Below are 23,148 nucleotides of genomic sequence, written 5' to 3'. Positions count from 1 at the left end.
GAGGTCAGTCCGCGACGGGCGTGCGCTGCAAGCGCGTCGCCAGCTGCGTCAGCTTGGTGGCGTAGTTGGGGTCGGTGGCATAGCCGCCGCGCGCCAGGCCTTGCGCAAATGCGCCCGCGTTGGCACCCGTGTTCAGGGCGGCGCGGTAGCGTGGATTGTCGAGCAACACTTGCGCATAGTCGCGGAAGGCGCTGGCCTGGTCAGGATAGCTGCGGAAGCGCTCGGTTTTCTTCAGCGCCGTGCCGCTGCCGGCCTCGTATTCGGTGGTGACATTGCTGGCCACGTCGCCCTGCCATTTGCCGCCGGCCTTGATGCCGAACAGATTATTTGTGTCCGTGCCCGTGCCCTGGCGCAACGGACGCTGGCCCCAGCCCGATTCCAGCGCGGCGTGGGCGGCGACGATTTCCGGCGCCACGCCCAGGCGCGCGCCCGTTTCTTCGGTCCACGGCTTGATCGAGGCGAGGAACTGCTGCTGCACTTCGCCGATCTCGCCGCCCTGGTTGATGTTGCCCAGCACATTCACGGGCTGGCTCTGCTCCAGATAGGCGCGTCCTTGCGGGCTCAGACTGGTGGCGTTGCCGCCGCCCTGTTCGATGAAGCGGGCCACTTCGCCCTGCACTTGCCGGAACACGCTGCTGAAGTTGCCGCCGGAGCCGGTGGCGTCGGTGGCGCGCATATTGCTCTGCACGGCATTCGTCGCCGCCGTCGATGGCGTCGCCGCCGTGGCGCGGGTGGTCAGGAAATCAGCCTGGCGCATACGTATCTTCCTCGCCATGCAGCACGCGCTGCATGATGCTGTACTGCTCTGTTAATAAATCGCTGTTGCGGGCATTCAGGCGCTTGCATTCCAGCACCATCTGCTCCAGCGCGACCCAGTCGCGTTCGGCGGTGGCGCGCGCGTCTTCTTGCAACAACGCAAACAATTGCGGCATATCGCCTTGCGGGCCCAGCAGGGCAGTGACGAGGCTCACGCGCTGGCGGCGGCGCGCATCGAGGGGCTCGACGGCGGCGATGACCTGCTCGGCCAGCGTCGTCAGCCGGGTGCTCTGATGGTGCAAGGTGGCCTGAAATTGCTCTTCCAGCAAGGTTTGCAGGGCGGCGTAGCCGACGCTGTCGTCCGCCATGCCTTGCAGCACGCGACGTATCGCTTCCTGGCGTGTGATGCCCTTGCGCGGTGAGGTCACGATTCACCGCCGTGGAAACGCTGGATCAAGCCTGCCAGTTTTGCTGGATCGAATGGCAATTCGCCCTTGGCCAGCGCATCGCGCAGCATGGCCACGCGCTCATGGTCGATCTCGGGCATGGCGCGCAGGGCGGCCATGGCCGGTTGCAGCACGGCCGATTGCAATTCCGCCCCAGCCGACGAGCCACCCATGGCGCCGGCGGCGCCCGCGTTCTCGGCGATCGCCTCGGCCGGCGCGATGGCGCTGCTGCCTACGGCAGCGCCGGTATTGCCGGAGGAGATTTTCATACGTTGTCCCTTGCCCTTAATTTGCATGCTCATCGCGCTCCTTCTTTGCGGGCAGGCCCAGCTTGTCGCGCAGGCGCTGCAAGGTTCCCGAGTCCGGTTCACCCACTTGCAGCTCTTCGCCTTGCGCTTTTTGCCCGGCCATGCCAAACATGGCGGCGATGCTGTCAGCCTGGCCACGCGTCAATATTAACAGTTCGATGCGGCGGTTGATGCCGGCGCTGGCATTTTTCACGTCCAGCGGCGCGCGGTCGGCCATGCCCACCACTTGCAGCACGCTGTCCGGACTCATGCTGCCAATCAACAATTGCGCGCGCGCCGACATGGCGCGGTTGGCCGACAGGGTCCAGTTCGAATAGCCTTCATAACCGTTATTGGCGTACTGCATCGAGTCGGTGTGGCCGACGATCAGCATCTGGTTGTCCATCTGCGCGAAGACAGGGCCCATCTGGCGCAGCAGCTTGCGGAAACGGTCGGTCGGCACGGCGCTGCCACGCACGAACATGCCTTGCTTGTCCGTGTCGTGCAGCATGACGCGCAAGCCGTACGGCGTGATCACCGATTGCAGATTGCTCTTCAATCCCGCTTCATCGCTGAGCTTGTCGAGCGCGCGCGACAGCGACAGCAGGTCTTCCGGCGACTGGTAGCTGACCTTGGTCTGGTTTTGCGGCGCCGCGCCGGCCTTGCCGTCCTGCGTCTGCTTGCCTTCCGTGCGCGTGTCGCCCGTGCCCTTGCGGGGCATGGGGAAGCGCTCGATCAGGCTGCCGCGTGGGCCGCCTTTCTGTTCCGGCATGACGCCCTGGCCTTCGCCCTGGCGGCTGCCTGCCGACGCGTCCATCATGATTTCCTTCATCGCCTGCTGCTCGCGCGCGGCCATCAGCCACAGCACGAGGAAGAGCGACAGCAGGGCCAGGCAAAAGTCGGCGAACGCGACTTTCCAGGCGCCGCCATGGGCATCGTCGTCATGCTTGCGACCGGCACGCTTGATGATGGCCTGTTCATGTTTCTCATGCGGCTTTAGCACGGCGGCCTCCCCGGCCTTGGCCTTGCTCTTGTTCGGCGCCGCCATCTTCCAGCGCATTGATCCAGCTTTCCAGCTGGGCGAAGCTCGGCTTGATGTTCAGTTGCACCAGGCGGCGGCCGGCATCGATGGCCAGCAGCGGCGGCTTGCCCGCCACGTGCGTGACCAGCACGACCTTCACGCATTCCATCGTCGAGCCTTCCTCGCCCACCAATTGCTTCATCATGTTGCACATCGGATCGAGCACGCCGTAGCAAAAGAAGATGCCGATGAAGGTACCGACCATGGCGGCGCCCACTTTTTCCGAAATTTCCGCCGCATCGGCGCCGTCGGCCACGGAATTCATGGCCATCACGATACCCAGAACGGCGGCCAGAATGCCGAAGCCCGGCATGGCTTCGGCGATCTTGTGCAAGGACTTCGACGGTTGCAGCAGCTCGTCGTGGATGGCTTCGAGTTCCTGTTCCAGCACGCCTTCGAGCTCATGCGCGTTGATCTTGCCCATCGCCATCAAACGGAAGTTGTCGACGATGAAGGCCAGCAGCTTCGGCTCTTCCAGCACCAGCGGATAGCGCTGGAACAGGGCGCTTTCGCGCGGCGCCTCGACGTGCGCGTCGAGTGCCTTCAGGCCACCGGCGGCCGTTTGCAGCAGTTCATACATCAGCAGCAGCAACTGGCGCTGGAATTCCGAGCCTTGCTTCTTGTGCGTGACGATCTTGCGCATCTGGTGCAGCATTTCCCCGAGTACATGCTTGGGGTTGCCCAGCACCAGGGCGCCGACGGCGGCGCCGATGATGATGATCAACTCGACCGGTTGCCAGATCGCGTGGACGGTGCCGCCCATCAGGGCGAAGCCTCCGAATACACACCCCATCACGATTAAGATACCGATAATTACCATGTCAACTGCCTTTCTGCGTCATTGTGCTGCGTCAATTTGATGGATAGTGCTGAAACTTATGCGTCTTGCAGCATGGCTTTCATCTTGCCCAGTGCCGTCTTGTTCAGCTGGCAGACGCGGGCGTCGCTCAGGTCCAGCACAGCGGCAATTTCTTTATAGCTCAGTTCGAATTCGTAGTACATCTGGATCACGCGCTGCTCGCGCTCGTCGAGCGTACGCAACGCCTGTTCCAGGCTGCGCCGCACCATCAATTGCTCTTCCGGACTCGGTGCGCTGTCAGCCTGCCCCAGGCCTTCCTGCAGCACTTCGTCGAAACTGACGATCAGCTCGGCGTTTTCCGCCAGCTGGTATTCCTGGAAGGCTTCCGGCGTCAGCTTCAGGGCGGCCATGATTTCCGCGTCCAGCGGCTCGCGCCCCAGGCGCCGGGTCAGGGCGCGCACGCTGTCGCGCAATCGATGGCTTTCCTGGCGCACGGCGCGCGGGCGCCAGTCCTGGCGCCGCAGCTCATCGAGGATGGCGCCGCGGATGCGCAGGCTGGCATAGCTGCCGAAAGACTGGTCCGGCACGCCGTAGCGGCGCAGCGCCTCCAGCAAACCCATCAGGCCGATCTGTTCCATGTCGTCGCGGTCGATGGCGCCCGACACCTGCGAATTGAGCTGGCGCACGATGCGTTTCACCAAAGGGGCGTACGCCACCAGATGTTGTTGCTCTTCAGCAACGCTGAGCACGGCCGCGCAAGCGCTGGCGGCGGCATATTCGCCGGCGCCATACGCTTCCTGGTATTGCTCTACATAGGCCACGGGGTCTCCCACTAGGTCGGCTGGCGTGTTGGCTTATTCAATGATCAGCTTGCCGACCATGACTTCGGTGTAGGGTTTTTCCATCTGCTCGCGTTCATAGCTGACATTGAAGGCCTTGTTGATCTGTTCGGCAAATTGCTCCACCGTCATGGTCTGCGCCTTGTCCATCGGAAAGCTCGACAAGGTACTGACGGCGATCGAGCGCATCAGTGGCAAGTGGTCCTTGGTCAGCTTTTCCTTTTCCTCGGTGGTGGCGATCACCAGGTCGGCCGACAGGTAATGCGTTTCGCTGTCGCCGGGGCCGCGGCGCAGCATCACGATGACCTTGTCCAGGGTGATGAACTTGCGCGCCTTCTTGCCCGTGGCCGGTGGCGGCGGGGCTTTCGCTTCGGCAGTTTCGGCATGGCCGGCGACCGGCTTGGCCAGGTACCACATGGCGCCACCGGCGGCGCCGGCGGCCAGCACGGCCACGGCGATGAAGCCGGCTATCAATTTCATTTTCGTATTCATCAGGCGGTATCTCGCTCATGCATGGCGTAAGTGGTAGCGGCAGTGCTGCCGTCGGACAGGGCGCGCCCCGGTTCGGCGTCGTCGTTCTGGCGGCCCGGCTGACGCTGGCCGCGCGCATCGCCTTCGGCAAACGCCTGGGCGGCAGGGCTGCGCGGCGTGGCGCTGATATTCACGGCCACGTCGGTGTACTGGCGCTGTGCCAGGTCGCTGCGCATGTTTTCGCCGATGCCTTGCAACTGGCGCAACACTTCCGAGTTCGACGCCGTGACGTTCACCTGCAGCGCGCCGGCCGTGTGACGGATGGAAATTTCAATGCGGCCCAGCATGGGCGGATCGAGGCGGATCGTCGCGTGTTCGCTGTTGCGGCCGATCTGTGTCTGCAGGCGTTCGCCCAGCGCTTCGCGCAACGGTTCCTGCCATTGCTGGGCAGGGCCATTGAGTTTGATCGTGTCGGCGCCCGGCGTTGCCGGGGCGCCACTGTTCACCCCGCCAACCGGGCCCGGGCTGACGGGCGTGGCAGCAACGCGCTCGCCATCGCGCGTGGCGGCGGGCGCCGCTGCCGCGGGCGCGGCCGTCACGGCCGGCGCCGCATCGAAGCCGGCGGGCGGCAGCGCGGTTTTGCTGCTGGTCGCAGAGGCTGGTGTTGGCTGGGCTGCCGCCACCGGTTCGCCCAGATCGCGTGCTGGCGCCATCCTGGCGGTCTGCACATTGAAAGCAAGGGCATCGGGATGCAGGCGGCTGTTCAGGCCCAGGGTCTGCTGTGCATTGCCTTGTTGCGTATCGGCTACGCCATCGTTTCCCTTGGCTGCTACAGCTACAGCTGCAGCGTCGGCTTGAGGCGAGACGGGCAGCATGGGCGCCATCAGCGGCGGCGTCATGGCGGGCAGGCCCGCGTCCTGCTTTGCCGCAGCCTCGGTGATGTCGGCAGCTGCGTCGGTGGCGGGGACGCCATCCTCCGGCAGGTCCGCGGCAAGGTCTGGCGCCAAGACGGCGTCGTTGGCGACCGTTCCCTGGGCTGGCGCGGGCAGTGAGAACAGGAGGTTGCGCGGGGTGCCAGCATCGGGCGCGCCCTTGCTCACGGGCGCGTTAACGCCCGCATCGGCGCTCCTTGATGGCGTGGTCGCGGTGTTCGGTGTGGTGTTGAAGCTCATTTTCATGCTGGATTCTCATCTTGATACATGGCATTTTCAATCGCATACGCGACCCAGCCTTCTTGTTTCGAATGTATCTCGCCCAACTGCATGCCCAGGCGATGTTTTTCGTCGGAACACGCCTGGTATGCCTGCGCATGCGCCTTGCGCAAGGCGAGCAGGGCGGCTTTTTCACGTTCGCTCAATATGCCCAGGCTGGCAAGGTGCTGCGCCAGTTTTCTGTCGAGTAGTTCCAGCGCGTCCCAGTTCTGGCTGGCGGTGGCTGCCAGCACTTCGCGGGTCAGCTGGAGCGACAAGGGGCTGCTATCCATTCTTGGCCTGGACGCCGAGCCAGCCTTGCTTGATCGTCGTCAACAGCGTGGTCACCTCGTCGATCAGGGTCGGATCGAGCGTGATGCCGGCCGAATACAGGCGGCCGGTGCAGTACTCGTACAGACGGCCCAGATTGGCGACGACTTCGCCGCCATTCTCGAAATCGAGCGAGCTCGACAGTCCGTTGATGATTTCCGTACATTTGTTCAGGCTGATGGCCTTTTGTTCATAGCGCTTGCCGACGATGTGTCCGCGCGCGCGCGCCAGTTCTTCCAGCAAGCCGTCGGTGAGCAGCAAGACCAGTTCGACTGGCGTGGCGCGCGACGTCTGCGCATCCAGGTTGACGGCGTGGTAGTTACTGTATGCATCGTGATTCATCATTTTTTCTCACTCTAAAAGCTTGGTGTTGCTGGCAGGCAGTCGCCGTCCGCGGACGGCGACTGCCTCTATTTACTCTTGTCGCTGCTGAACAGGGCATCGAACATATCGGTCGTTTGCGCCATGCGTGCCTGCAAGGATTGCAGTTGGGTGAACTGCGCCTTGTAGCGGTTGTACATCGCCGTGTAGTCGGCCTCGAACTTGGTCTGGCGTTCGCCCAGCGATTTTTGCAGCTTGGCCACCGATGTCTCGCGCTGCGACAGCTGGCCATTGGCCGAGGTCCAGGTTTCGATGAACTTATCGAGCTTGCCGGCGATGCCGCTAGGCGCGCTGGCGGAATTGTTGCCGATTGCCTTGTCCAGGCCGCCCGGATTCGTCTTCAGCGCTGCCGTCAGCTTGGTGGCATCGAGGGCCAGTGTGCCGTTGCGCTGAGCGGTGATGCCGAAATTGGCAAGGGCGCCCGTCGCCGTTTCGCGCAAGGTACGCACCAGCTGGTCACGCAGCACGCGCACGCCGCTGTCGGTGGAAAATACACCGGCAGCCTTGGCCGATGCCGGATCTCCCGGGTCGGTCAAGCCGTCAAGCACGGCCTTGAGTTTGTTGTAGGCAGTAACAAAGCTTTGCGCATTGGTCGTCGTGGCGGACGAATCGAGCGCCACGGTCAGGGTCATCGGCGCGTCGCCGCTCGCCTGCGCTTTGGTAAAGGTCATCTTCACACCATCGATATTGCTGAAGGTATTCGACGATTGCTCGATGCGGTTGCCATTATCGACCCCATCTGCTGGCTTGCCGCCGACCCAGATGACGGCATTCTGGGCATCGACTACCTGCTTGGGCGTGGCAGCGAGCGCATCTTTCAAGGCGCCGGGCGCCATCGCGCCCGTATCGAGCGACAGCGCGCCTTCCGTGCCGCTGACATTCGACGTCAGCACCAACTGGGCGATACCGCCGATGGTGATGACGGACGCCGTCACGCGCGAATTGTTCTTCGGTTCCGCATTGATGGCGGCGGCGATATCCTTGGCTGACAGGGTCGCGCTGTCGCCATCCGCATTCGCCTTGCTCAAGTCCACCGTGAAATCGGTATTGTTGGCCAGTTTGATTTTCAGCGTGCCGTTGCCTGCGGCCGGCATGGCCATGTTGCTCAGCCCGCCCAGCGACACCTGGTTGTTCGTGGCAACCTTTTCCACGAATAACGAATACGTGCCGGCGGCAGCCGATTCCGACGCCGTGGCGCTGCCCAGCGCTGTATTGCTGAAGGTGGCACCTTGCACCAGCATGGTCTTGCCACTCGTCAGGCCCAGCAAGCTGGAGCTGAAGGAGGTCAGGGCCATCTTCAGGTTCACCAGGCCACCCGAAGTGGCCGTGGCGGCCTTGGTCTGGGCGGTGATGCGCGCCTGCAGATCGGCCGTGTATTTGTCGGTCAATGCCTGGGCCGACGCCGTCGGGTCGTAGGTATTCGAAGCGGAAGTGGAAAAGGCCATGTCAAACTCCTAAAATTAGCATGCAGGATATACCCAATGACAAGGCGACCAAATATTCACTTTTCTGAAATTATTTCTGTAAAACATTATTTTACCTGCCCGCGGAACCAGAACTGCGTCGCCAGCTCGTCTTGCCGCTTGGCATCGACACGTTGTTGCTCATTCGCAACATGTTTTTGTTTTTGCGTCAACACCTGGTCCAGTACCTCGCGTTTCGCCCAGGCCGTATTCAGGGCGCGCTGCGAGACAGCCATGTTGGCCTCGTGCAGGTGCAAATCGGTACGGTGCTGGTCGGCCATCTGCATGACGGCTTGCTTGAAGTTGCCGCAATTGACAGACAGGGCCAGGGGCAGGGCGCCGCTGGGGCCGCTATCCGTGTACAGGCCCGTCAGGCGCTCCAGATTTTTCTGGTAGCGCTCGCGCACGGCCGTCTGCGCCGCCATTTCGCCTTGCAGGCGTTCCACTTCCGTGCTGCGCAGGCCGACCAGGGTGGTCAGATTGCGGATGGTATGCGCGTCGCTCACATATGCTCCTAGGCCATGATCTGTTCAAGTTGGGCTATGCACGGCCCCATCGGCGCCTCTTCCTTGGTGCCCTGGCACAGGAAGGCTTCGATGGGCGCGTGCAGCTGGACGGCGCGGTCCGTGATCGGATCGGCGCCCGGCACGTAGGCGCCCAGCGGGATCAGGTCGCGCACGCGCGCATGGCGCGCCATCGACGCTTTCAGCGCGCGCGCCGCCTGCATGTGCTCGGGCGTGATCACCTGCGCCATGCAGCGGCTGATCGAGGCGGCGATGTCGATGGCGGGGTAGTGGCCCCGCTCGGCCAGTTCGCGCGTGAGCACGATGTGGCCGTCGAGAATCGCGCGCGCCGTGTCGACCACCGGGTCTTGCTGGTCGTCGCCTTCGGCCAGCACCGTGTAGATGGCGCTCATGCTGCCGTCAGGGTGGGCGCCGTTGCCGGCGCTTTCCACCAGTTGCGGCAGGTTCGAAAAGACGGACGGCGGATAGCCGCGCGTGGCGGGCGGCTCGCCCAGGGCCAGCGCCACTTCGCGCAAGGCCATGGCGTAGCGCGTCAGCGAGTCGACCAGCAGCAGCACGTGCTTGCCCTGGTCGCGGTAATGCGCGGCGATCGAGTGGCACAGCTCAGTGGCCATGATGCGCATCAACGGCGATTCGTCGGCCGGCGCGATCACCAGCACGGCTTTCTTCAAGCCTTCGGCGCCGAGCGACTTTTCGACGAATTCGCGCACTTCGCGGCCCCGTTCGCCGATCAGGCCGACGACGACGACATCGGCCACCGTCTGGCGCGTGATCAGGCCCAGCAGCACGCTCTTGCCGACGCCGGAACCGGCCATCAGGCCCACGCGCTGTCCCTTGCCCAGGGTCAGCATGCTGTTAATCGCCCGCACGCCCACATCCAGCGGTTCGATGACGGGCTGTTTCTTCAGGGGGTTGATTTTCGGCGGCGTCACTTCCAGGATGTGTTCGCCACCGAGGCGGCCCAGGTCATCGATCGGCTCGCCCAGGCCATTCACCATGCGGCCCAGCCATGAGGGGCCGATCTGCAGGCTGGCCTTGTCGGGCAGGGGCAGGACCCTGGCGCCCGTGGTCAGGCCTGTCGCCTTCTTGAACGGCATCAGGTAGGACAGCTTTTCGCGGAAACCGACGACTTGCGCATCGAGCCACTCGCCGCTCACAGTTTCAATTTGACAACGCTGGCCCGTGTGCAGGCGGCAGCCGGCGCTTTCCAGCAGCAGGCCGGACGCGCCGACCAGGCGGCCGGTGGGCGTCGCGACCGGGATATCGCCGATCTCGAAGCTGCGCAGCGTGTCGGCGATCATGCAGGCGCGCCCTGGTCCGCGTGCTCGGCGGCCAGCGCCAGATGGCTGCTGACCTGTTCCATGCAGGCCGACAGGCGCTGGTGACAGCCGGCGTCGACTTCATTGTCGCCGGCCTTGATGCGGCATTCACCCGCGTCGAGGCGGGCGTCGGCGATCAGGTTCCAGCGCTTGGCGCGCTTCGGATCGAGTTCGCTGATGCGTTTGAGTTCTTCCGGATTGAGGAAGACATCGATTTCCTCGCGCGTCGGCGGCATCGAGGCCAGGGTCTCGTCGACCAGGGCCAGCAATTGCACCGGCTGCAGCGCCAGTTCCGCGCGGATCACCTGGCGCGCCACCTTGGCCACCAGGTCGACCACTTCCTTGCGCTGCGCTTCGCGGTAATCGGCGCGCACTTTTTTCAGGTCGCGCAAGATGGCGTCGACGGGGCGCGCCAGGCGGTCCAGCGCCACCAGGGTTTCATTGCGGCCTTCTTCGCGGCCCTGCGCCATGCCGTCGTTGCGTCCGGTGTCGTAGCCGTCCTGCTGGCCTTGCACCAGGCCCACTTCGTAGCCGTCGCGCTGGCCCTGCTCGAAGCCTTCCGAGACGGATGCCTGCCACTGGCCATCCGTATCCTCGTTGGAGGCACGCTGGCCGGCGGCGATGAATTGCGACAGGGGCGGGAAACGATACGAGCGGAAGTGTTTCATTCGATCACCGCTTCAGCAAACAGTTGCACTTCGATCTCGCCCGCATCGGCGAGGCCCTTGACGGTGGCCATGATTTCCTGGCGCGTCTGTTCGATACGCGACAGTGGCACGGGGCCGGAACGGCGCATCATGTCTTCGAAGCTCTGTGCCTGGCGGCGCGGCATGGTTTTCAGCACGGCGTCGCGGATCGACGGTTCCGCGCCCTTCAGGGCGATGGCCCACTGTTCCATCGGCACGTCTTCCAGGATGCGCGTGAGCGTGACATCGCTTTGCGTGGACAGGATCAGGAAGTCGTACATGCTCAGTTCGATTTCCGAGACCACGTCCGGATCGTGCGCGCGCAGCAGTTCTACCAGCGCGGCGCGGTTGCCCGGCATGCGGTTGAGGATTTCGGCGGCTTGGCGGATGCCTTCGACGCTGGTGCTTTGGGTGTCGAGCGTGCCCAGGCAGCGGCCCACCAGTTCGTCGAGCTCGACCAGCAGGTCGCGGTCGATCTCGTCCAGGCGCGCCAGATTCAGCAAGACCAGGTCGCGGCCTTCGACGGGGAGGGCGTCGAGGATCTGGCCGGCCAGCGCGGGCGGCAAAAAGGCCAGGAACACGGCTTGCATCTGCACGTGTTCGTTGACGATGTATTCGGCCAGCCATTTTGGCGAGGCCCACTGCAGGCGCGCCATTTTTGGACGGATGGCGTCGCCGTAAATGTTGTTCAGCACGCTATTTGCGATATCGCTGCCCAGCGCCAGGTCCAGCGAGCGCTTCAGGTAGCTGCGCGAGGCGCCGTGCACGCCGCTTTGCTGGCGGTAGTCGTCGAAGAAGGTCTGCATGGCCGTTTTCACGGATTCGACCTTGATGCCGCTCATGCGCGACATCACTTGCGTGACTTCCAGCAATTCTTCGCGCGACAGGCAGCGCAGCACGTTGGCAGCTTGTTCCTCGCCTATGCTCAGCAGCACGATGGCGGCCTGCTCCACGGGATTCAGGCTGACGCTTTCGTACTCGACGCCGTCGGAGGGATTATTGTTGTTGTTGAGTTCGGCCATTTTTCTGCATCCATTGTTTGACGACTTCGGCGACACGCTCGGGTTCTTTTTCAGCCAGCACTTTCAGGTGATCGACCATCACGTCGACCGCCGAGCCTGGTGGCGGCAAATCATAGTTTTCCAGCAGCGGCACGACCGGCATGTTGCCAGCGCTGGCCTCGCTTTCGAGCGCCAGCGGGCTGCCATTCACGCCCAGGGCTGGCGCGCCAGCGGCCGCCACGCCATTCGTGCCGGCGGCGCTGCCGCCGCCCAGCGCCAGGGCGGGATCGAGCTGTTTCAGTGCCGGCGGCGCCAGGCGCGTGGTCAGCAAGCGCATCAGCGGACGCAGGATCAGGAAGTAGCCGAGCACGGCGCCCAGGGCGTACAGCAACCAGCTGCTGAAATCGACGACGGTATCGCGCTCTTCCCACCACTGCGCCACGGGGGGCTTGGCAGGGAAGGCCAGCGCAGTCAGGCTCAGGCTGTCGCCGCGCTGGGCGTTGATGCCCAGGCCGCTGTTGAGCATTTTTTCAATATTGCCCAGTTCGGCAGGGGTCCAGCCGGTTTTCGGATTCGGTGCGGCGGCGCTGTTGAGTACGACGGCCACGCTGAGTTTTTCCAGGCGGCCACGGCTGCGCTTGATCTGCGTGATGCTGCGGTCATACGCGTACTGGCGCGTGGTGGCGTTCTTGCGCGCAGTGCCGTCGTCGGACGCTTTCGGTGCGCCATCGGCCGGCGCGGCGCCGGCGCCGGCCGGTGCCGGCACGGCCGCCGCTGGCGGACGGTTCGACAGGCTGCCGGGAACGCCGGCCACGGTACGGTTGCGCTCCTGCTCTTCGCGCATCGCTTCGCTGGTCACTTTCGGCGCTTCGCCGTATTTTTCCAGCGTTTCGTCCACACGGTCGTTGTTCACGGCGGCCGTCACGCTGAGCTTGAAGTTGTCTTCGCCGATCACGGGACCGAGCAGGCCTGTGACGTTGCGGCGGATGTCATCCTGGAAGCGCTTCGCGCCTTCATTGCCAGCGGCCGAGGCGTCGAAGCCGTCCGTCAGGTCGACGTGCGAGGACAGCAGGTTGCCGCCCTGGTCGACCAGGCTCACGCGCGTAGGCGCCAGGCTGGCGACGCTGCCGGCCACCATGTTGATGACGGCGGCGATCTGTTCCGGCGCCAGGGTGCGGCCCGGTTTCAGCGCCACCACCACGGAGGCCGACGATTTGTCGCCGTCGCTGGCGACAAACGAGGTCGACTTGGCAATCGACAGATGGACGCGCGCCGAAGCGATCGCGTCCATCGTCATGATGCTTTGCGCCAATTCGCCTTCCAGGCCGCGGCGGAAGCGCACGTCCTGCACGAATTGCGATACGCCCAGCGGGTCATTCTTGTCCATCAGCTCCAGCCCGGCCGGCAGCTGCGCCGTCACGCCCTTCGAGGCGAGCAGCATGCGCACCTTGCCCAGCATGGCATCGGGCACCAGCACCTGGCCGCTGTCCGGATGCAGGCGGTAGGGGATGTGCTCGGCGTCCAGGGTGGCCATCATGTCCGTCACGGCCACTTTTTCGCGCGCGCCAAACACCGGCTTGTAGTTGGCCTGGTCGCGCCAGGCATACATGGTCACCATGGCGGTGATGCCGATGGCCAGCACGACGATGGGAACCAGGTTTTTCAGCAGGGCGGGCGGGATGGCGGGCTGGGCACCAAGGCGCCAGCGCGCAAATGCGGACTTCATGGGGGTAATCACTTGGGGTAACTTTCGCTGGGAGGCTGGGCGTGGATCAGGGCGTGAAGATTACAGAGGCAGTTTGATGAGTTCGTCGACGGCGCCCATGACCTTGTTGCGCACCTGCATCAACATGGAGAAGGACAGGCTCGCTTCCTGGCTGGCCAGCATGGCGCCGACCATGTCGTCACTCTTGCCGCTGTCGACGTCGCTCATTTTCTGCGCCGCCATGCGGTCGTCGCCATTCACCTTGCCGATGGCGTCTTGCATGCTTTGCGCGAAGGAGAAGCCGGATTGTTCCGGCGTGCCGAACTGGGCGGCGGGCGCGATGCTGGCGCCAAGCGCGTGCGCGTCATTGCTCAGTGCTGCCAGATCGGCCTTGATCAGACCTGCGAGTTCGTTGCTCATCTTGCCCTCTACTTTCAATATGCGGTGACGTATCAATCAGAATTACTGGTGTTGCCAATCCGGCAGAAGTGCACGTGAATGCCATCCTGCCCGGCCCGATCCGCAAGGCCCATCAGTTTTATCAGTTGCCACACCATCCGCTCAAGCAGACTCAAACAAACTCAGCAAACCCACGCCGACATGATTTACATGGCCATGACAACTAGTAATTATCTGATAAAAGTTTCTTCTGGTGGCAATAAGAGGAACTGAACACTGCCATAAAAACCGGAATCAGGTAAGCGGAATGGCGCACTGCAAATCTATATTTTGTCGCTATAAGCTTACCTCGCGGCAACTATAAAGTAAAGAGAGGATTGGCTCAAGGAATATTGATACATGGCAATATTCGGCTTTTTCATGTATTGTTCAGCACCGTAGTCATCTAGCATGCGATACGATGCGCAATCGTTGGCTTGCGCACCTGTCGGCAAAGCCAAGATGATGCTGTATTTAATTTCGGGCGATCCGTATAATTTGTTCTGCCACCGCAATACCGACATGACTACTACATGACAATCATTACCAAGACAGATCAAACTGTGCGCCATCAAGTCCTCGATTCCTGTCTGCTTGGACGTCCTGTCCATTTGCTGCATGTATTCGGCGCTCAGCTGCGCGACGACCTGGCCGCGGCCCTGCGCCAGCCGATGAGCCGTCGCTACTGGGGTAATTTCCAGATCGACGCCGTGACGTTGTCGCGCGCGGAAAACGAGGACAGCGTGAATCGCTGGCTGAGTTTTTCCACGCCGGCCGGTCAGACGGGCTTTACGCTCGAACGGCAGATACTCTTGAGCGTGCTGAACTATCGCTACGGTAGTGCCGGCGCCAAGGGCGTGCTGCCCGATCCGGCGCAGGTGCGCGTGACGGCCACCGAGGAGCGCCTCGCTGTGGTGCTGGGACAACAGTTGGTGAACAGCTTGTTCGCCCGCATCCACAAGAACCTGCAAACCGTGGGCAAAAGCAGCGACATCGACACCAGTGCCGAGGTCGCCGTGCAGTCGGGCGTGCATCCGGCGCGCGGCAGCTGGATCGTCAGCGTGGCGCTCAGCGACGTCGCGGCGGGGCAGAGTGGCCATTTCTGGTTCTCGCTGGACAAGCGCCTGATGGCCGACGTGCTGCGCGGCCTGCTGCCCGAGCGCGCGCAAGCGAAGAAAGCCCTGCGCGGCAGCGTGCGCCCGCTCGCTTCGCGTTTGCAAGTGACCCTGGAAGGGCGGCTCGTCAGCAAGCAGGTGCAGTTGGGCGCCTTGTTCGACCTGCGCGTGGGCGACGTGATTCCCGTCAGCCTGAGCCGCACCGACGTCATGCTCGACGATTCCCGTTTATTTACAGCGGCTGTTTCCGAACACAAGGGCAAGCTCTGTTTAACCTCATTTGAAGATGTCGAATAATATGAATATCACCGATACCAACCAGAGCGAAACCCTGCTGGAAGACCTGGGCGATGACATGATCATCGATCAGGGCGACATGTCCGACGTGGCCAGCACCCGCGCGCGGCGCGACATTCCGCAGATGATGCGCAAGATTCCCGTCACCCTGACCCTGGAAGTGGGCTCGGCCCGCATTTCGCTGGAAGAACTGATGGCCATCGGCCCGGAAAGCGTGATCGAACTCGACATGCTGGCCGGCGAACCGCTGGTGATCAAGGTCAACGGCACGCCGATCGGCCGTGCCGAAGTGGTGGTGGCCGGCGAGAACTATGGCCTGAAAGTCATCGACCTCGACGGCCTCAATCTCGACCTGATGACAGCATGAAGCTGGCGGTACCCGGTTTGAGCCGGCGCCGCGGCGCGCTGGCTGCCGCGCTGGCTGTCCCCGTTCTGATGCTGTGCTGCAGCGCCGCCGGCGCGCAGGACCTGCTGTCCGGCGTGGTGCCGGGCGCGAAGACCGACCTGTCGGTGAAGATGCAGATCCTCGTCGTCATGACCCTGCTCGGGCTGCTGCCCGTGATGGTCATGATGATGACCAGCTTTACCCGCTTCGTCATCGTGCTGTCCCTGTTGCGCCAGGCCCTGGGCCTGCAGCAGGGTTTGCCCAACCGTATCGTCACGGGCATCGCCCTGATTCTCACCTTGCTGGTCATGCGCCCCATCGGCGACCAGGTGTGGAAGGAGGCGTTCGTGCCCTACGACCGCGACCAGATCGGCATGCAGGAAGCGCTGAAGATCGCCGAAGTGCCGATTTCGCGCTTCATGCTGGCGCAGACGAGCAAGGCCGCGCTGGCGCAGATCGCCCACCTGGCCGGCGAGCCATCGACGATGCGCCCGCAAGACCACAGTTTCACGGTCAAGCTGGCGGCGTTTGTCTTGTCCGAACTTAAGACGGCGTTTCAGATCGGCTGCATGCTGTTCATACCGTTCCTCATCATCGATCTGGTGGTGGCGTCCGTGCTGATGGCGATGGGCATGATGATGCTCTCGCCACTGGTCATTTCGCTGCCGTTCAAGCTGCTGCTGTTCGTGCTGGTCGACGGCTGGACCCTGACCGTCAACACCCTCGTTACCAGCATACAGGGCTATTGAGCGATGTTTACCCCTGAAGTCGCCGTCGACCTGATCATCGAAGCGTTGCATGTCGTCATGCTGCTGGTGGTGATCCTGGTCGTGCCCGGTTTGCTCATGGGCTTGCTGGTCGCGCTGGTGCAGGCGGCCACCTCGATCAATGAACAGACCATGAGTTTCCTGCCGCGCCTGCTGGTCACCCTGTTGGCGCTGATCCTGGCCGGACGCTGGATGGCCGGTTACCTGATGGATTATTGCGTGTCCATTTTTCAGCGCGCGGCCACCCTGGTCGGATAGCGCCGCGCGCCCATGGATCAGATTTTCAATCAGGTGCTACCGTTTCTGCTGGCCGTGTGGTGGCCGTTCTGCCGCATCCTGGCCATGCTCAGCGCCTCGCCCGTGATCGGCGACGGTGTCGTGCCCGTCACCGTGCGCATCCTGCTGTCGCTGGTGCTGGCGATCCTCATGCTGCCCGTGATGCAGGCCTCGGGCATCTCGCAGGACTTGTTGAAAATCGATCCGTTTTCCCTGTACGCCATCGTCGCCACCCTGGAGCAGGCCGTCATCGGCTTCGTCCTCGGCCTGGCCTTCCACTTCGCCATGTCGGTGATGTCGGTGCTCGGCTACCTGGTGTCGAGCCAGGTGGGCTTTTCCATGGCCGTCATGAACGATCCACTGAACGGCACCTCGTCGGACGTCATCACGGGGATGCTCACCATCATGTGCATGATCGTGTTTTTCGCCATCGACGGCCATCTGGTGCTGACGGGCGTGATCGGCGCCAGTTTCAAGGCCTGGCCCGTGGGGCAGGGCTATGCCCCGCTGCTGCTGCAGACGGTGGCCTACAACGTGGCGTGGATCTTCGCCGCCGCCATGCTGCTGGCCTTGCCCATCGTCTTTTCCACCATGGTGGTGCAGCTGGGCTTCGGCTTCCTGAACCGCGTGGCGCCGTCGCTGAACCTGTTTTCGCTGGGCTTTTCCATGATCACCGTGTTCGGCCTGCTGATGCTGGGGCAGATCGTGCGTTTTATTCCCGAGCACTACATCGCCATGACGAATCGCGTGCTCGATATGATCGCCGAACAGATGCGGGTGGCGCATGGCTGAGAATAGCACGGGCGACAAGACCGAAAAGGCGTCACAGCAAAAGCTGAAGAAGTCGCGCCAGGAAGGGCAGGTGGTGCGCTCGCGCGACCTGTCGACGGCGCTGGGCATCCTGATCAGCATGAAGCTGTTCGTGTTTCTGCTGCCTTCTTATCTGGACACCTTCCGCGGACTGTTCGCCATGGCGTTCATGCCGCTCGACAGCAAGGGCGCGCTCGACAATGCCATGTCGATGGCGTTCGTCACCTCGGTGGGCTTGCTGATCAAGATGATCGTGCCGCTGTTCTGCGTGCCGTTGTTCGTCGTGCTCGGTTCCCTGATCCCCGGCGGCTGGGTCATCAGCACGAAGAACTGGATGCCGAAGATGGAGCGCCTGAGCCCGGCCAAGAACCTGGGCCGCCTGGTGTCGCCCAAGCATGGCTTTGAATTCGGCCTGTCCATCGCCAAGGCCGGCGTGCTGGGCATGGTGATCGTGCATGTGAGCCGCTCCAGCCTGGTGCAATACGTGGATTTGCAGCACCGGCCCCTGCAGCAAGCCATGCTCGATGGCTCGGCCCTGATGCTCGACGGCCTGATGGCCCTCATTTCCGTCTTCATCCTGTTCGCCATTATCGACGTGCCGGCGCAGGCCTTCTTTTTTGCCCGCGGCCAGCGCATGAGCAAGCAGGACGTCAAGGAAGAGCATAAAAGCAGCGAAGGCCGGCCCGAAGTGCGCCAGCGCATCCGCCAGTTGCAGCAGCAGATCGGCCGGCGCAGCGTGCGCAAGACCGTGCCCGACGCCGACGTGGTGATCGTCAACCCCGAGCATTACGCCGTTGCACTGAAGTATGACCAGGACCGCGCCGAGGCGCCGTTTGTCGTTGCCAAGGGCGTCGACGAGATGGCGCTGTATATCCGGCAAGTGGCGAAGGAACACGATATTGAAACGCTGGAGTTGCCGCCGCTGGCGCGCGCCATCTACAACACCAGCCAGGTGCAGCAGCAGATTCCCGTGCAGCTGTACCAGGCCGTGTCGCAGGTGCTCAACTACATACTGCAACTGAAAGCATTCCGTACTGGGCAGCGTGCCGCCCAGCCCCCATTTCCCACCGAGGTGGTCGTGCCATCTCATTTGAGCGAGGTAGTACCTTCATGAATTTCCTGAACAGAGTGGTTGCCGAAATGCGCCGCCACAAGTTCGCCACGCCGCTGTTCCTGCTGGTGATCCTGGCGATGATCATCCTGCCGCTGCCGCCGGTGCTGCTCGATATCTTGTTCACTTTCAATATCGTGCTGGCACTGATCGTCATCCTGGTCAGCGTGTCGGCCAAGCGGCCGCTCGATTTCTCCGTCTTCCCGACGGTGATCCTGGCCACCACCATGCTCAGGCTGACCTTGAACGTGGCGTCCACGCGCGTGGTGCTGCTGCACGGCCATACGGGCGCGGACGCGGCCGGTAAGGTGATCGAGGCGTTCGGTAACGTGGTCATCGGCGGCAACTTCGTCGTCGGTATCGTGGTCTTCGTGATCTTGATGATCATCAACTTCGCCGTCGTCACCAAGGGTGCCGAGCGTATTTCCGAAGTGTCGGCGCGCTTTACCCTCGATGCCTTGCCGGGCAAGCAGATGGCCATCGATGCCGACCTGAACGCCGGCCTGATCAACCAGGAAAAAGCCCAGATCCGCCGCAAGGACGTAGCCGCTGAAGCGGATTTCTATGGCGCCATGGACGGCGCGTCGAAGTTCGTGCGCGGCGATGCCGTCGCCAGTATCCTGATCCTGATCATCAACATGGTCGGCGGCGTGGCCATCGGCTCGCTGATGCACGATCTGTCGTTCGGCGATGCTTTCCGTCAATACGCACTGCTGACCATCGGTGATGGCCTGGTGGCGCAGATCCCGGCGCTGCTGCTGTCGGCCGCGGCCGCCATCCTGGTGACCCGTATCAGCGATTCGGGCGACTTCGAACAGCAAGTGGCGGGTCAGGTGCTGACGTCGCCAACGGTGATCTTCAGCGCGTCCGGCATGATGGTGGCGCTGGCCTTGATCCCGGGCATGCCGTGGTTCATGTTCATGACCTTTGCCGGCGTGCTGGCCTTCGTCGCCTGGCGCCTGACCAAGCGCGTGAAGGGGCCCGATACGGCCGGCATGGCGGCCATCGAGGCGGCCTTGCGCGAGGACAAGCCTGCCGAGATGGAGTGGCAGCAACTGCCTGCCGTGCAACCGCTGATGGTGATGCTCGGCTATAAACTGGTGGGCATGGTGGATAAGACACAAGGCGAACCCTTGACCAAGCGCGTCAAGGGCGTGCGCCAGAGCCTGTCCGAATCGATGGGCTTGCTGCTGCCGAACATCGGCGTGCGCGACGACCTGGCCCTGAAGCCGTCGCAGTATGCCATCGTGCTGTCGGGCACCGTGGTGGCGCAGGCGGAAGTGCAGGCCGACCGCCTGATGGCGATCCCGTCGCCGAACGTGTATGGCCAGCTCGATGGCATTCCCGGCATCGAACCGGCCTACGGCATGCCCGTCACCTGGATCGAGCCCGGTGAAAAGGCGCATGCGCTGGGCCTGGGCTACCAGGTCATCGAGGCGCCCAGCGTGATCGCCACGCACTTGTCGAAGATGGTGCGTGAATACTTGCCGGAACTGTTCCGCCACGAAGACGTCTCGAACATGATGGAGCGCCTGACGGCCCTGTCGCCCAAGCTGGCCGGCGCGCTGGACAAGGCCCTCACGCACACGCAGATGCTGCGCGTGTTCCGCGTCTTGCTGGCGGAAAACGTGTCACTGAAGGATATCGTGCCCATCGCCACTACCTTGCTCGACAGTTCGGAAACCACCAAGGATCCGATCCTGCTGGCGGCCGAAGTGCGCTGCGCGCTGCGGCGCCAGATCGTCAGCGGGCTGTTTGGCCAGAAGATGGAAATGCAGGCGTTTAACCTCGGTGGCGAGCTGGAAAACATGCTGCTCGGTTCGCTGAACCAGGCGCGCCAGTCGGGCAAGGTGACCCTGGATAATTACCCGATCGACCCGCACCTGCTGTCGCAACTGCAGGTGAACATGCCGGTGGCGCGCGAGCAGATGAAGCAGCAAGCCACGCCGCCACTGCTGCTGGTGCTGCCGCAGATCCGTCCGCTGCTGGCCCGCTATGCGCGCCTGTTCGCGCCGGGCCTGCATGTGCTGTCGTATAACGAAATCCCGGAAAACCGCGAAGTGAGCATCATCGGCACGGTGGGATAAAATGAAAAACGGCGCTGCGGGCGCCGTTTTTTTCTGCTGCATCAATCCTGCTCGTCGATCGGCGGCAGCAGCTCGTGCTCCTGGCCGTCGGCCAGCAGCAGCACGGTGCGGCCTTGCGCCGTTTCTTCCGCATCGCCATAGTCGTAACCGAGCGGCGCCGCCACTTCCTTCGAGACGATGATGGGCTCCTCTTCGGCTTCGGCGGCGTGTGCCGTGGGCGCTTCGGGATCGGCCGCCACTTCCGCTGCCGGCTGCGTCAGCAGCAGCGCCACTTCGGCCATGGCGCGGAACAGGGACAGCGACAGCGAGGCGGCGCCCGCCTGCATCGGGTAATTGCCATGCACGCGCTGCGCGTGCAACTGGCGGTTCAGGCGGCAGCGCACCACGCGCAAGCCCGCGCGCCGCACGGCGTCGGCAATCTCGGGCAGGGCCAGGCGCAAGTGGCGCAGCGCGGCTTCCTCGTCGGCCGCCAGTTCCAGCAGCACGCCGTCGCCGGACGGCTCCATCTGGATCACCACCCGGCCGATGCCGGCAATCAGCAGTTCGACGCGCAGCGCCACCTTGCCGCGCCGCCTGGGCTGCGCATCCTCGTCCTCGTCGCTGGCCAGCACGCGCAGCAGCAGGCGTTGGCCGCCCCAGCCATACACGGCAAAGCGCCACGCTTCGCTGTCGACCGTCAACGGTGGACGGGCACCTTCGCGCAGCAGGGCCGGCTGCTGCTCGGCCATGAACAGATTGCCCGGCACGTGCTGGCCGCGCGCCTGTTCCTGCAGGGCGGCGTATTGCTCGCCATACGTCTTGACCATCACGCGCCACGAGGCGGCCAGCTGCGCCGCGTCGGGCGGCTGCCAGACCAGCTGGCGCGTAAAAAACAGTTGATTGACCTGCATGGCGCTGCTGTCGCGCGGCATGGCGCCACCCGTACCATCGGCATTCGGCTTGATCAGCGACGCCAGGCTGTCCTGGCCTTTTTGCGCCAGCTGCGCGGGCAGGGTGCCGGCATCGGGCGCGGGCGCCATGTAGGGCCCGACGGGCACCAGCGGCTGTACCACGCCCGGTGTCATCGGCGTAGCAGGGCTGACGTCGAAGCGCTGGGTAATCAGTGGCAGGGGATTGCCTGCGGACACACGCTCTATCGCCATTGCTGCTCCTCCCGCATGGGATGAATAAAAAAAAGCCAACTGCTTGCGCAGTTGGCTCTGGTCGGCCTGACCTGAGCCAGGTCAGGACGCGCTTACTATTATTGCAGCAGGGACATGACCATCGAGGACATGCTGTTGCTTTGTTTCAGCATCGCGGTACCAGCTTGCAGCAGCATTTGCGAAGCGGTCATGTTCGAGCTTTCGGTCGCGAAGTCGGTGTCCATGATGCGGCCCGTTGCGCCGGCGGTGTTGGTGCTGACGTTGGCCAGGTTGGTGGCAACGTGGTCCAGGCGGTTACCAGCGGCGCCCAGTGCCGAACGTACGGAACCGACTGCATCGATGGCCGCTTGCAGTTTGTCGATGGTGCTCGATGCGCTGCCTGCAGTCGTCAATTCCGCACCACCGCCAGCGATAGGCGCGCCGAAGGAATTGTATTCCGCCGTTGCGCTGCTCAGTGCCGAGTGCATCGTGACCAGTTGACCGGACAGATCCAGACCCATGGTTTCGGTGGTCGAAGCACCAATTTGGAAGCTCAGGCCAGCACCGAATTTGCCATCGACCGACGAAGCGGCTGCCGCTGCGGAGTACGATGCGGTGGTGGTTACCGCCAATTTTGCCGCTGCATCGTCCGCTTTGGCTGTATCCAGAGCCGTTTGCGCCAAGGCCAGTGCCGAGACGGTCGCTGGGGTTGAGGTCGTATTGGCGGCTACTGCGGCGGTGTAGGCGGCGTTAGCGGTGCTCAAGGCGGTTGCCTTGGTGGCAGCTGTGGCGACGGCTGCGCCTGCCACGGTGACGGCGGTGCTTTGTTCTGTACCGGTAGCTTTTTTCGTCATCAGCTTGGCGCCACCGAAGGAAGTATTGCCTACGATGTTGCTCAGTTCGGCCGTCAAGGTGTCGAATTCAGCTTGCATTGCTGTTTTATCTTTGTCTGTCGCCGAACCATCAGCCGCTTGCGTGGACAGGTCTTTCATGCGGACCAGGATGTTGACGGTTTCGCCCAGGGCGCCGTCGGCGGTCTGGATCATCGAGGTGGCGTTTTGCGTGTTGCGCATGGCCATGGCCATACCGCTGGTTTGTGCTTTCAAGCGGGTTGCAATTTGCAGGCCGGCAGCATCATCCATTGCCGAGTTGATGCGGTAGCCGGTGCTCAGGCGCGTCATCGAAGTCGACAGCGATTGTTGGGTTTTGGAGATCGAATTTTGTGCGGACAGGGCCGCGGAATTGGTGTGAAGGCTCAGCATGAAGATGCTCCAGTTAAGTGGTTACGGTGCGGAGCAGCAGTATTTGCGCTCTCCCTAGTACAAGACGACCATTACTTCAGGAACATTAAATTCTTTTGAGAAATTTCTTAATTAAATTCTCAATTTCAAAAATGACATTTTTCAATGCCTGATGCGGGCCGTGGATCAGTCGGGGCAGGCCTGCGGCACGGTCTCACTGCT

The 23,148-nt window shown here is 63.0% G+C and carries 26 protein-coding genes; 7 read left to right on the top strand and 19 right to left on the bottom strand.

All coding sequences use genetic code 11. The annotated features are described in order from the left end of the window. Nucleotides 1–4: 4 nt before the first annotated feature. From K0F86_RS17200 to K0F86_RS17120, 17 genes are all read right to left on the bottom strand, one after another. Nucleotides 5–757, bottom strand: coding sequence for a glycoside hydrolase family 73 protein (locus K0F86_RS17200; RefSeq protein ID WP_219135534.1), 753 nt, complete (start codon nucleotides 755–757; stop codon nucleotides 5–7). Beyond that, complete coding sequence (gene flgN, locus K0F86_RS17195; RefSeq protein ID WP_219135533.1) at nucleotides 744–1,184, bottom strand: flagellar export chaperone FlgN; 441 nt, start codon at nucleotides 1,182–1,184, stop codon at nucleotides 744–746. The genes K0F86_RS17200 and flgN overlap by 14 nt, the downstream gene beginning before the upstream one ends. Then, on the bottom strand, nucleotides 1,181–1,471 hold the full coding sequence (gene flgM / locus K0F86_RS17190; RefSeq protein WP_219135532.1) for a flagellar biosynthesis anti-sigma factor FlgM: 291 nt from the start codon (nucleotides 1,469–1,471) through the stop codon (nucleotides 1,181–1,183). Before flgM ends, flgN begins: the two co-directional genes overlap by 4 nt. Nucleotides 1,472–1,487: 16 nt before the next feature. Beyond that, nucleotides 1,488–2,549, bottom strand: coding sequence for a flagellar motor protein MotB (locus tag K0F86_RS17185; protein WP_219135531.1), 1,062 nt, complete (start codon nucleotides 2,547–2,549; stop codon nucleotides 1,488–1,490). Beyond that, nucleotides 2,476–3,390: a flagellar motor stator protein MotA gene (gene motA / locus K0F86_RS17180; protein ID WP_034757817.1), complete on the bottom strand. Its 915-nt coding sequence runs from the start codon at nucleotides 3,388–3,390 to the stop codon at nucleotides 2,476–2,478. The genes K0F86_RS17185 and motA overlap by 74 nt, the downstream gene beginning before the upstream one ends. Before the next feature lie 56 nt (nucleotides 3,391–3,446). After that, nucleotides 3,447–4,190, bottom strand: a complete 744-nt coding sequence (locus K0F86_RS17175; RefSeq protein ID WP_219135530.1) for a FliA/WhiG family RNA polymerase sigma factor — start codon at nucleotides 4,188–4,190, stop codon at nucleotides 3,447–3,449. A gap of 33 nt (nucleotides 4,191–4,223) precedes the next feature. After that, a complete protein-coding gene (locus K0F86_RS17170) occupies nucleotides 4,224–4,688 on the bottom strand; it encodes a flagellar basal body-associated FliL family protein (protein WP_257572203.1) in 465 nt (154 codons plus the stop codon). 11 nt (nucleotides 4,689–4,699) lie between these two features. Beyond that, complete coding sequence (locus tag K0F86_RS17165) at nucleotides 4,700–5,857, bottom strand: flagellar hook-length control protein FliK (RefSeq protein WP_219135528.1); 1,158 nt, start codon at nucleotides 5,855–5,857, stop codon at nucleotides 4,700–4,702. Next, complete coding sequence (locus K0F86_RS17160; RefSeq protein ID WP_096235037.1) at nucleotides 5,854–6,162, bottom strand: hypothetical protein; 309 nt, start codon at nucleotides 6,160–6,162, stop codon at nucleotides 5,854–5,856. The genes K0F86_RS17165 and K0F86_RS17160 overlap by 4 nt, the downstream gene beginning before the upstream one ends. Then, nucleotides 6,155–6,544 (bottom strand): flagellar export chaperone FliS, encoded by a 390-nt coding sequence (fliS, locus tag K0F86_RS17155; protein WP_139174544.1) that lies wholly within the window; start codon nucleotides 6,542–6,544, stop codon nucleotides 6,155–6,157. Before fliS ends, K0F86_RS17160 begins: the two co-directional genes overlap by 8 nt. Nucleotides 6,545–6,609: 65 nt before the next feature. Continuing rightward, nucleotides 6,610–8,025 (bottom strand): flagellar filament capping protein FliD, encoded by a 1,416-nt coding sequence (fliD, locus tag K0F86_RS17150; RefSeq protein WP_219135527.1) that lies wholly within the window; start codon nucleotides 8,023–8,025, stop codon nucleotides 6,610–6,612. Between the two features lie 86 nt (nucleotides 8,026–8,111). Then, complete coding sequence (locus tag K0F86_RS17145; RefSeq protein ID WP_070289072.1) at nucleotides 8,112–8,549, bottom strand: flagellar export protein FliJ; 438 nt, start codon at nucleotides 8,547–8,549, stop codon at nucleotides 8,112–8,114. A gap of 8 nt (nucleotides 8,550–8,557) precedes the next feature. Then, nucleotides 8,558–9,868, bottom strand: coding sequence for a flagellar protein export ATPase FliI (gene fliI, locus K0F86_RS17140; RefSeq protein WP_219135526.1), 1,311 nt, complete (start codon nucleotides 9,866–9,868; stop codon nucleotides 8,558–8,560). Further along, a complete protein-coding gene (gene fliH, locus K0F86_RS17135; RefSeq protein ID WP_034787861.1) occupies nucleotides 9,865–10,554 on the bottom strand; it encodes a flagellar assembly protein FliH in 690 nt (229 codons plus the stop codon). Before fliH ends, fliI begins: the two co-directional genes overlap by 4 nt. Then, nucleotides 10,551–11,594 (bottom strand): flagellar motor switch protein FliG, encoded by a 1,044-nt coding sequence (locus tag K0F86_RS17130; RefSeq protein ID WP_219135525.1) that lies wholly within the window; start codon nucleotides 11,592–11,594, stop codon nucleotides 10,551–10,553. Before K0F86_RS17130 ends, fliH begins: the two co-directional genes overlap by 4 nt. Continuing rightward, nucleotides 11,569–13,299: a flagellar basal-body MS-ring/collar protein FliF gene (gene fliF, locus K0F86_RS17125; RefSeq protein WP_219135524.1), complete on the bottom strand. Its 1,731-nt coding sequence runs from the start codon at nucleotides 13,297–13,299 to the stop codon at nucleotides 11,569–11,571. The genes K0F86_RS17130 and fliF overlap by 26 nt, the downstream gene beginning before the upstream one ends. Before the next feature lie 60 nt (nucleotides 13,300–13,359). Continuing rightward, complete coding sequence (locus tag K0F86_RS17120; protein WP_219135523.1) at nucleotides 13,360–13,698, bottom strand: flagellar hook-basal body complex protein FliE; 339 nt, start codon at nucleotides 13,696–13,698, stop codon at nucleotides 13,360–13,362. A gap of 551 nt (nucleotides 13,699–14,249) precedes the next feature. On the opposite strand from K0F86_RS17120, the gene K0F86_RS17115 reads away from it, so the two are divergent. Genes K0F86_RS17115 through K0F86_RS17085 form a run of 7 tightly spaced genes read left to right on the top strand, consistent with a single transcriptional unit; the run spans nucleotide 14,250 to nucleotide 20,564 of the window. Next, nucleotides 14,250–15,128, top strand: coding sequence for a FliM/FliN family flagellar motor switch protein (locus tag K0F86_RS17115; protein WP_257572202.1), 879 nt, complete (start codon nucleotides 14,250–14,252; stop codon nucleotides 15,126–15,128). Between the two features lies 1 nt (nucleotide 15,129). Continuing rightward, on the top strand, nucleotides 15,130–15,495 hold the full coding sequence (locus K0F86_RS17110) for a FliM/FliN family flagellar motor switch protein (RefSeq protein WP_071077826.1): 366 nt from the start codon (nucleotides 15,130–15,132) through the stop codon (nucleotides 15,493–15,495). Continuing rightward, the gene (gene fliP, locus K0F86_RS17105; RefSeq protein ID WP_092715676.1) at nucleotides 15,492–16,262 is read left to right on the top strand and encodes a flagellar type III secretion system pore protein FliP; all 771 of its coding nucleotides are present in this window, start codon (nucleotides 15,492–15,494) and stop codon (nucleotides 16,260–16,262) included. Before K0F86_RS17110 ends, fliP begins: the two co-directional genes overlap by 4 nt. A 3-nt stretch (nucleotides 16,263–16,265) precedes the next feature. Then, on the top strand, nucleotides 16,266–16,538 hold the full coding sequence (locus K0F86_RS17100; RefSeq protein WP_034757874.1) for a flagellar biosynthetic protein FliQ: 273 nt from the start codon (nucleotides 16,266–16,268) through the stop codon (nucleotides 16,536–16,538). 12 nt (nucleotides 16,539–16,550) lie between these two features. Beyond that, the gene (locus K0F86_RS17095; protein WP_219135522.1) at nucleotides 16,551–17,348 is read left to right on the top strand and encodes a flagellar biosynthetic protein FliR; all 798 of its coding nucleotides are present in this window, start codon (nucleotides 16,551–16,553) and stop codon (nucleotides 17,346–17,348) included. Next, the gene (locus tag K0F86_RS17090; protein WP_219135521.1) at nucleotides 17,341–18,480 is read left to right on the top strand and encodes a flagellar biosynthesis protein FlhB; all 1,140 of its coding nucleotides are present in this window, start codon (nucleotides 17,341–17,343) and stop codon (nucleotides 18,478–18,480) included. Before K0F86_RS17095 ends, K0F86_RS17090 begins: the two co-directional genes overlap by 8 nt. Further along, nucleotides 18,477–20,564: a flagellar biosynthesis protein FlhA gene (locus K0F86_RS17085; RefSeq protein WP_219135520.1), complete on the top strand. Its 2,088-nt coding sequence runs from the start codon at nucleotides 18,477–18,479 to the stop codon at nucleotides 20,562–20,564. Before K0F86_RS17090 ends, K0F86_RS17085 begins: the two co-directional genes overlap by 4 nt. Nucleotides 20,565–20,605: 41 nt before the next feature. On the opposite strand, the gene K0F86_RS17080 is transcribed toward K0F86_RS17085, so the two are convergent. Further along, complete coding sequence (locus K0F86_RS17080) at nucleotides 20,606–21,706, bottom strand: hypothetical protein (protein ID WP_219135519.1); 1,101 nt, start codon at nucleotides 21,704–21,706, stop codon at nucleotides 20,606–20,608. A gap of 98 nt (nucleotides 21,707–21,804) precedes the next feature. Beyond that, nucleotides 21,805–22,947 (bottom strand): flagellin, encoded by a 1,143-nt coding sequence (locus K0F86_RS17075; protein WP_219135518.1) that lies wholly within the window; start codon nucleotides 22,945–22,947, stop codon nucleotides 21,805–21,807. Nucleotides 22,948–23,148: the final 201 nt, after the last annotated feature.

The sequence above is a fragment of the Janthinobacterium sp. UMAB-60 genome (genome assembly GCF_900095235.1).
GTDB lineage: Bacteria > Pseudomonadota > Gammaproteobacteria > Burkholderiales > Burkholderiaceae_D > Janthinobacterium.
The sequence above is the reverse complement of the archived record's forward strand: the minus strand, read 5'-3'. Positions and strand labels throughout refer to the sequence as shown.

Coding starts and splice junctions, on each gene's coding strand:
- fliF (WP_219135524.1), bottom strand. CDS start 13,299: ATGAAGTCCGCATTTGCGCGCTGGCGCCTTGGTGCCCAGCCCGCCATC.
- K0F86_RS17075 (WP_219135518.1), bottom strand. CDS start 22,947: ATGCTGAGCCTTCACACCAATTCCGCGGCCCTGTCCGCACAAAATTCG.
- fliS (WP_139174544.1), bottom strand. CDS start 6,544: ATGATGAATCACGATGCATACAGTAACTACCACGCCGTCAACCTGGAT.
- K0F86_RS17120 (WP_219135523.1), bottom strand. CDS start 13,698: ATGAGCAACGAACTCGCAGGTCTGATCAAGGCCGATCTGGCAGCACTG.
- K0F86_RS17165 (WP_219135528.1), bottom strand. CDS start 5,857: ATGAAAATGAGCTTCAACACCACACCGAACACCGCGACCACGCCATCA.
- fliI (WP_219135526.1), bottom strand. CDS start 9,868: ATGATCGCCGACACGCTGCGCAGCTTCGAGATCGGCGATATCCCGGTC.
- K0F86_RS17160 (WP_096235037.1), bottom strand. CDS start 6,162: ATGGATAGCAGCCCCTTGTCGCTCCAGCTGACCCGCGAAGTGCTGGCA.
- K0F86_RS17095 (WP_219135522.1), top strand. CDS start 16,551: ATGGATCAGATTTTCAATCAGGTGCTACCGTTTCTGCTGGCCGTGTGG.
- K0F86_RS17085 (WP_219135520.1), top strand. CDS start 18,477: ATGAATTTCCTGAACAGAGTGGTTGCCGAAATGCGCCGCCACAAGTTC.
- K0F86_RS17090 (WP_219135521.1), top strand. CDS start 17,341: ATGGCTGAGAATAGCACGGGCGACAAGACCGAAAAGGCGTCACAGCAA.
- fliD (WP_219135527.1), bottom strand. CDS start 8,025: ATGGCCTTTTCCACTTCCGCTTCGAATACCTACGACCCGACGGCGTCG.
- K0F86_RS17110 (WP_071077826.1), top strand. CDS start 15,130: ATGAATATCACCGATACCAACCAGAGCGAAACCCTGCTGGAAGACCTG.
- fliH (WP_034787861.1), bottom strand. CDS start 10,554: ATGAAACACTTCCGCTCGTATCGTTTCCCGCCCCTGTCGCAATTCATC.
- fliP (WP_092715676.1), top strand. CDS start 15,492: ATGAAGCTGGCGGTACCCGGTTTGAGCCGGCGCCGCGGCGCGCTGGCT.
- K0F86_RS17130 (WP_219135525.1), bottom strand. CDS start 11,594: ATGGCCGAACTCAACAACAACAATAATCCCTCCGACGGCGTCGAGTAC.
- K0F86_RS17185 (WP_219135531.1), bottom strand. CDS start 2,549: ATGCGCTGGAAGATGGCGGCGCCGAACAAGAGCAAGGCCAAGGCCGGG.
- K0F86_RS17170 (WP_257572203.1), bottom strand. CDS start 4,688: ATGAAATTGATAGCCGGCTTCATCGCCGTGGCCGTGCTGGCCGCCGGC.
- K0F86_RS17100 (WP_034757874.1), top strand. CDS start 16,266: ATGTTTACCCCTGAAGTCGCCGTCGACCTGATCATCGAAGCGTTGCAT.
- K0F86_RS17115 (WP_257572202.1), top strand. CDS start 14,250: ATGACAATCATTACCAAGACAGATCAAACTGTGCGCCATCAAGTCCTC.
- K0F86_RS17080 (WP_219135519.1), bottom strand. CDS start 21,706: ATGGCGATAGAGCGTGTGTCCGCAGGCAATCCCCTGCCACTGATTACC.
- K0F86_RS17200 (WP_219135534.1), bottom strand. CDS start 757: ATGCGCCAGGCTGATTTCCTGACCACCCGCGCCACGGCGGCGACGCCA.
- motA (WP_034757817.1), bottom strand. CDS start 3,390: ATGGTAATTATCGGTATCTTAATCGTGATGGGGTGTGTATTCGGAGGC.
- flgM (WP_219135532.1), bottom strand. CDS start 1,471: ATGAAAATCTCCTCCGGCAATACCGGCGCTGCCGTAGGCAGCAGCGCC.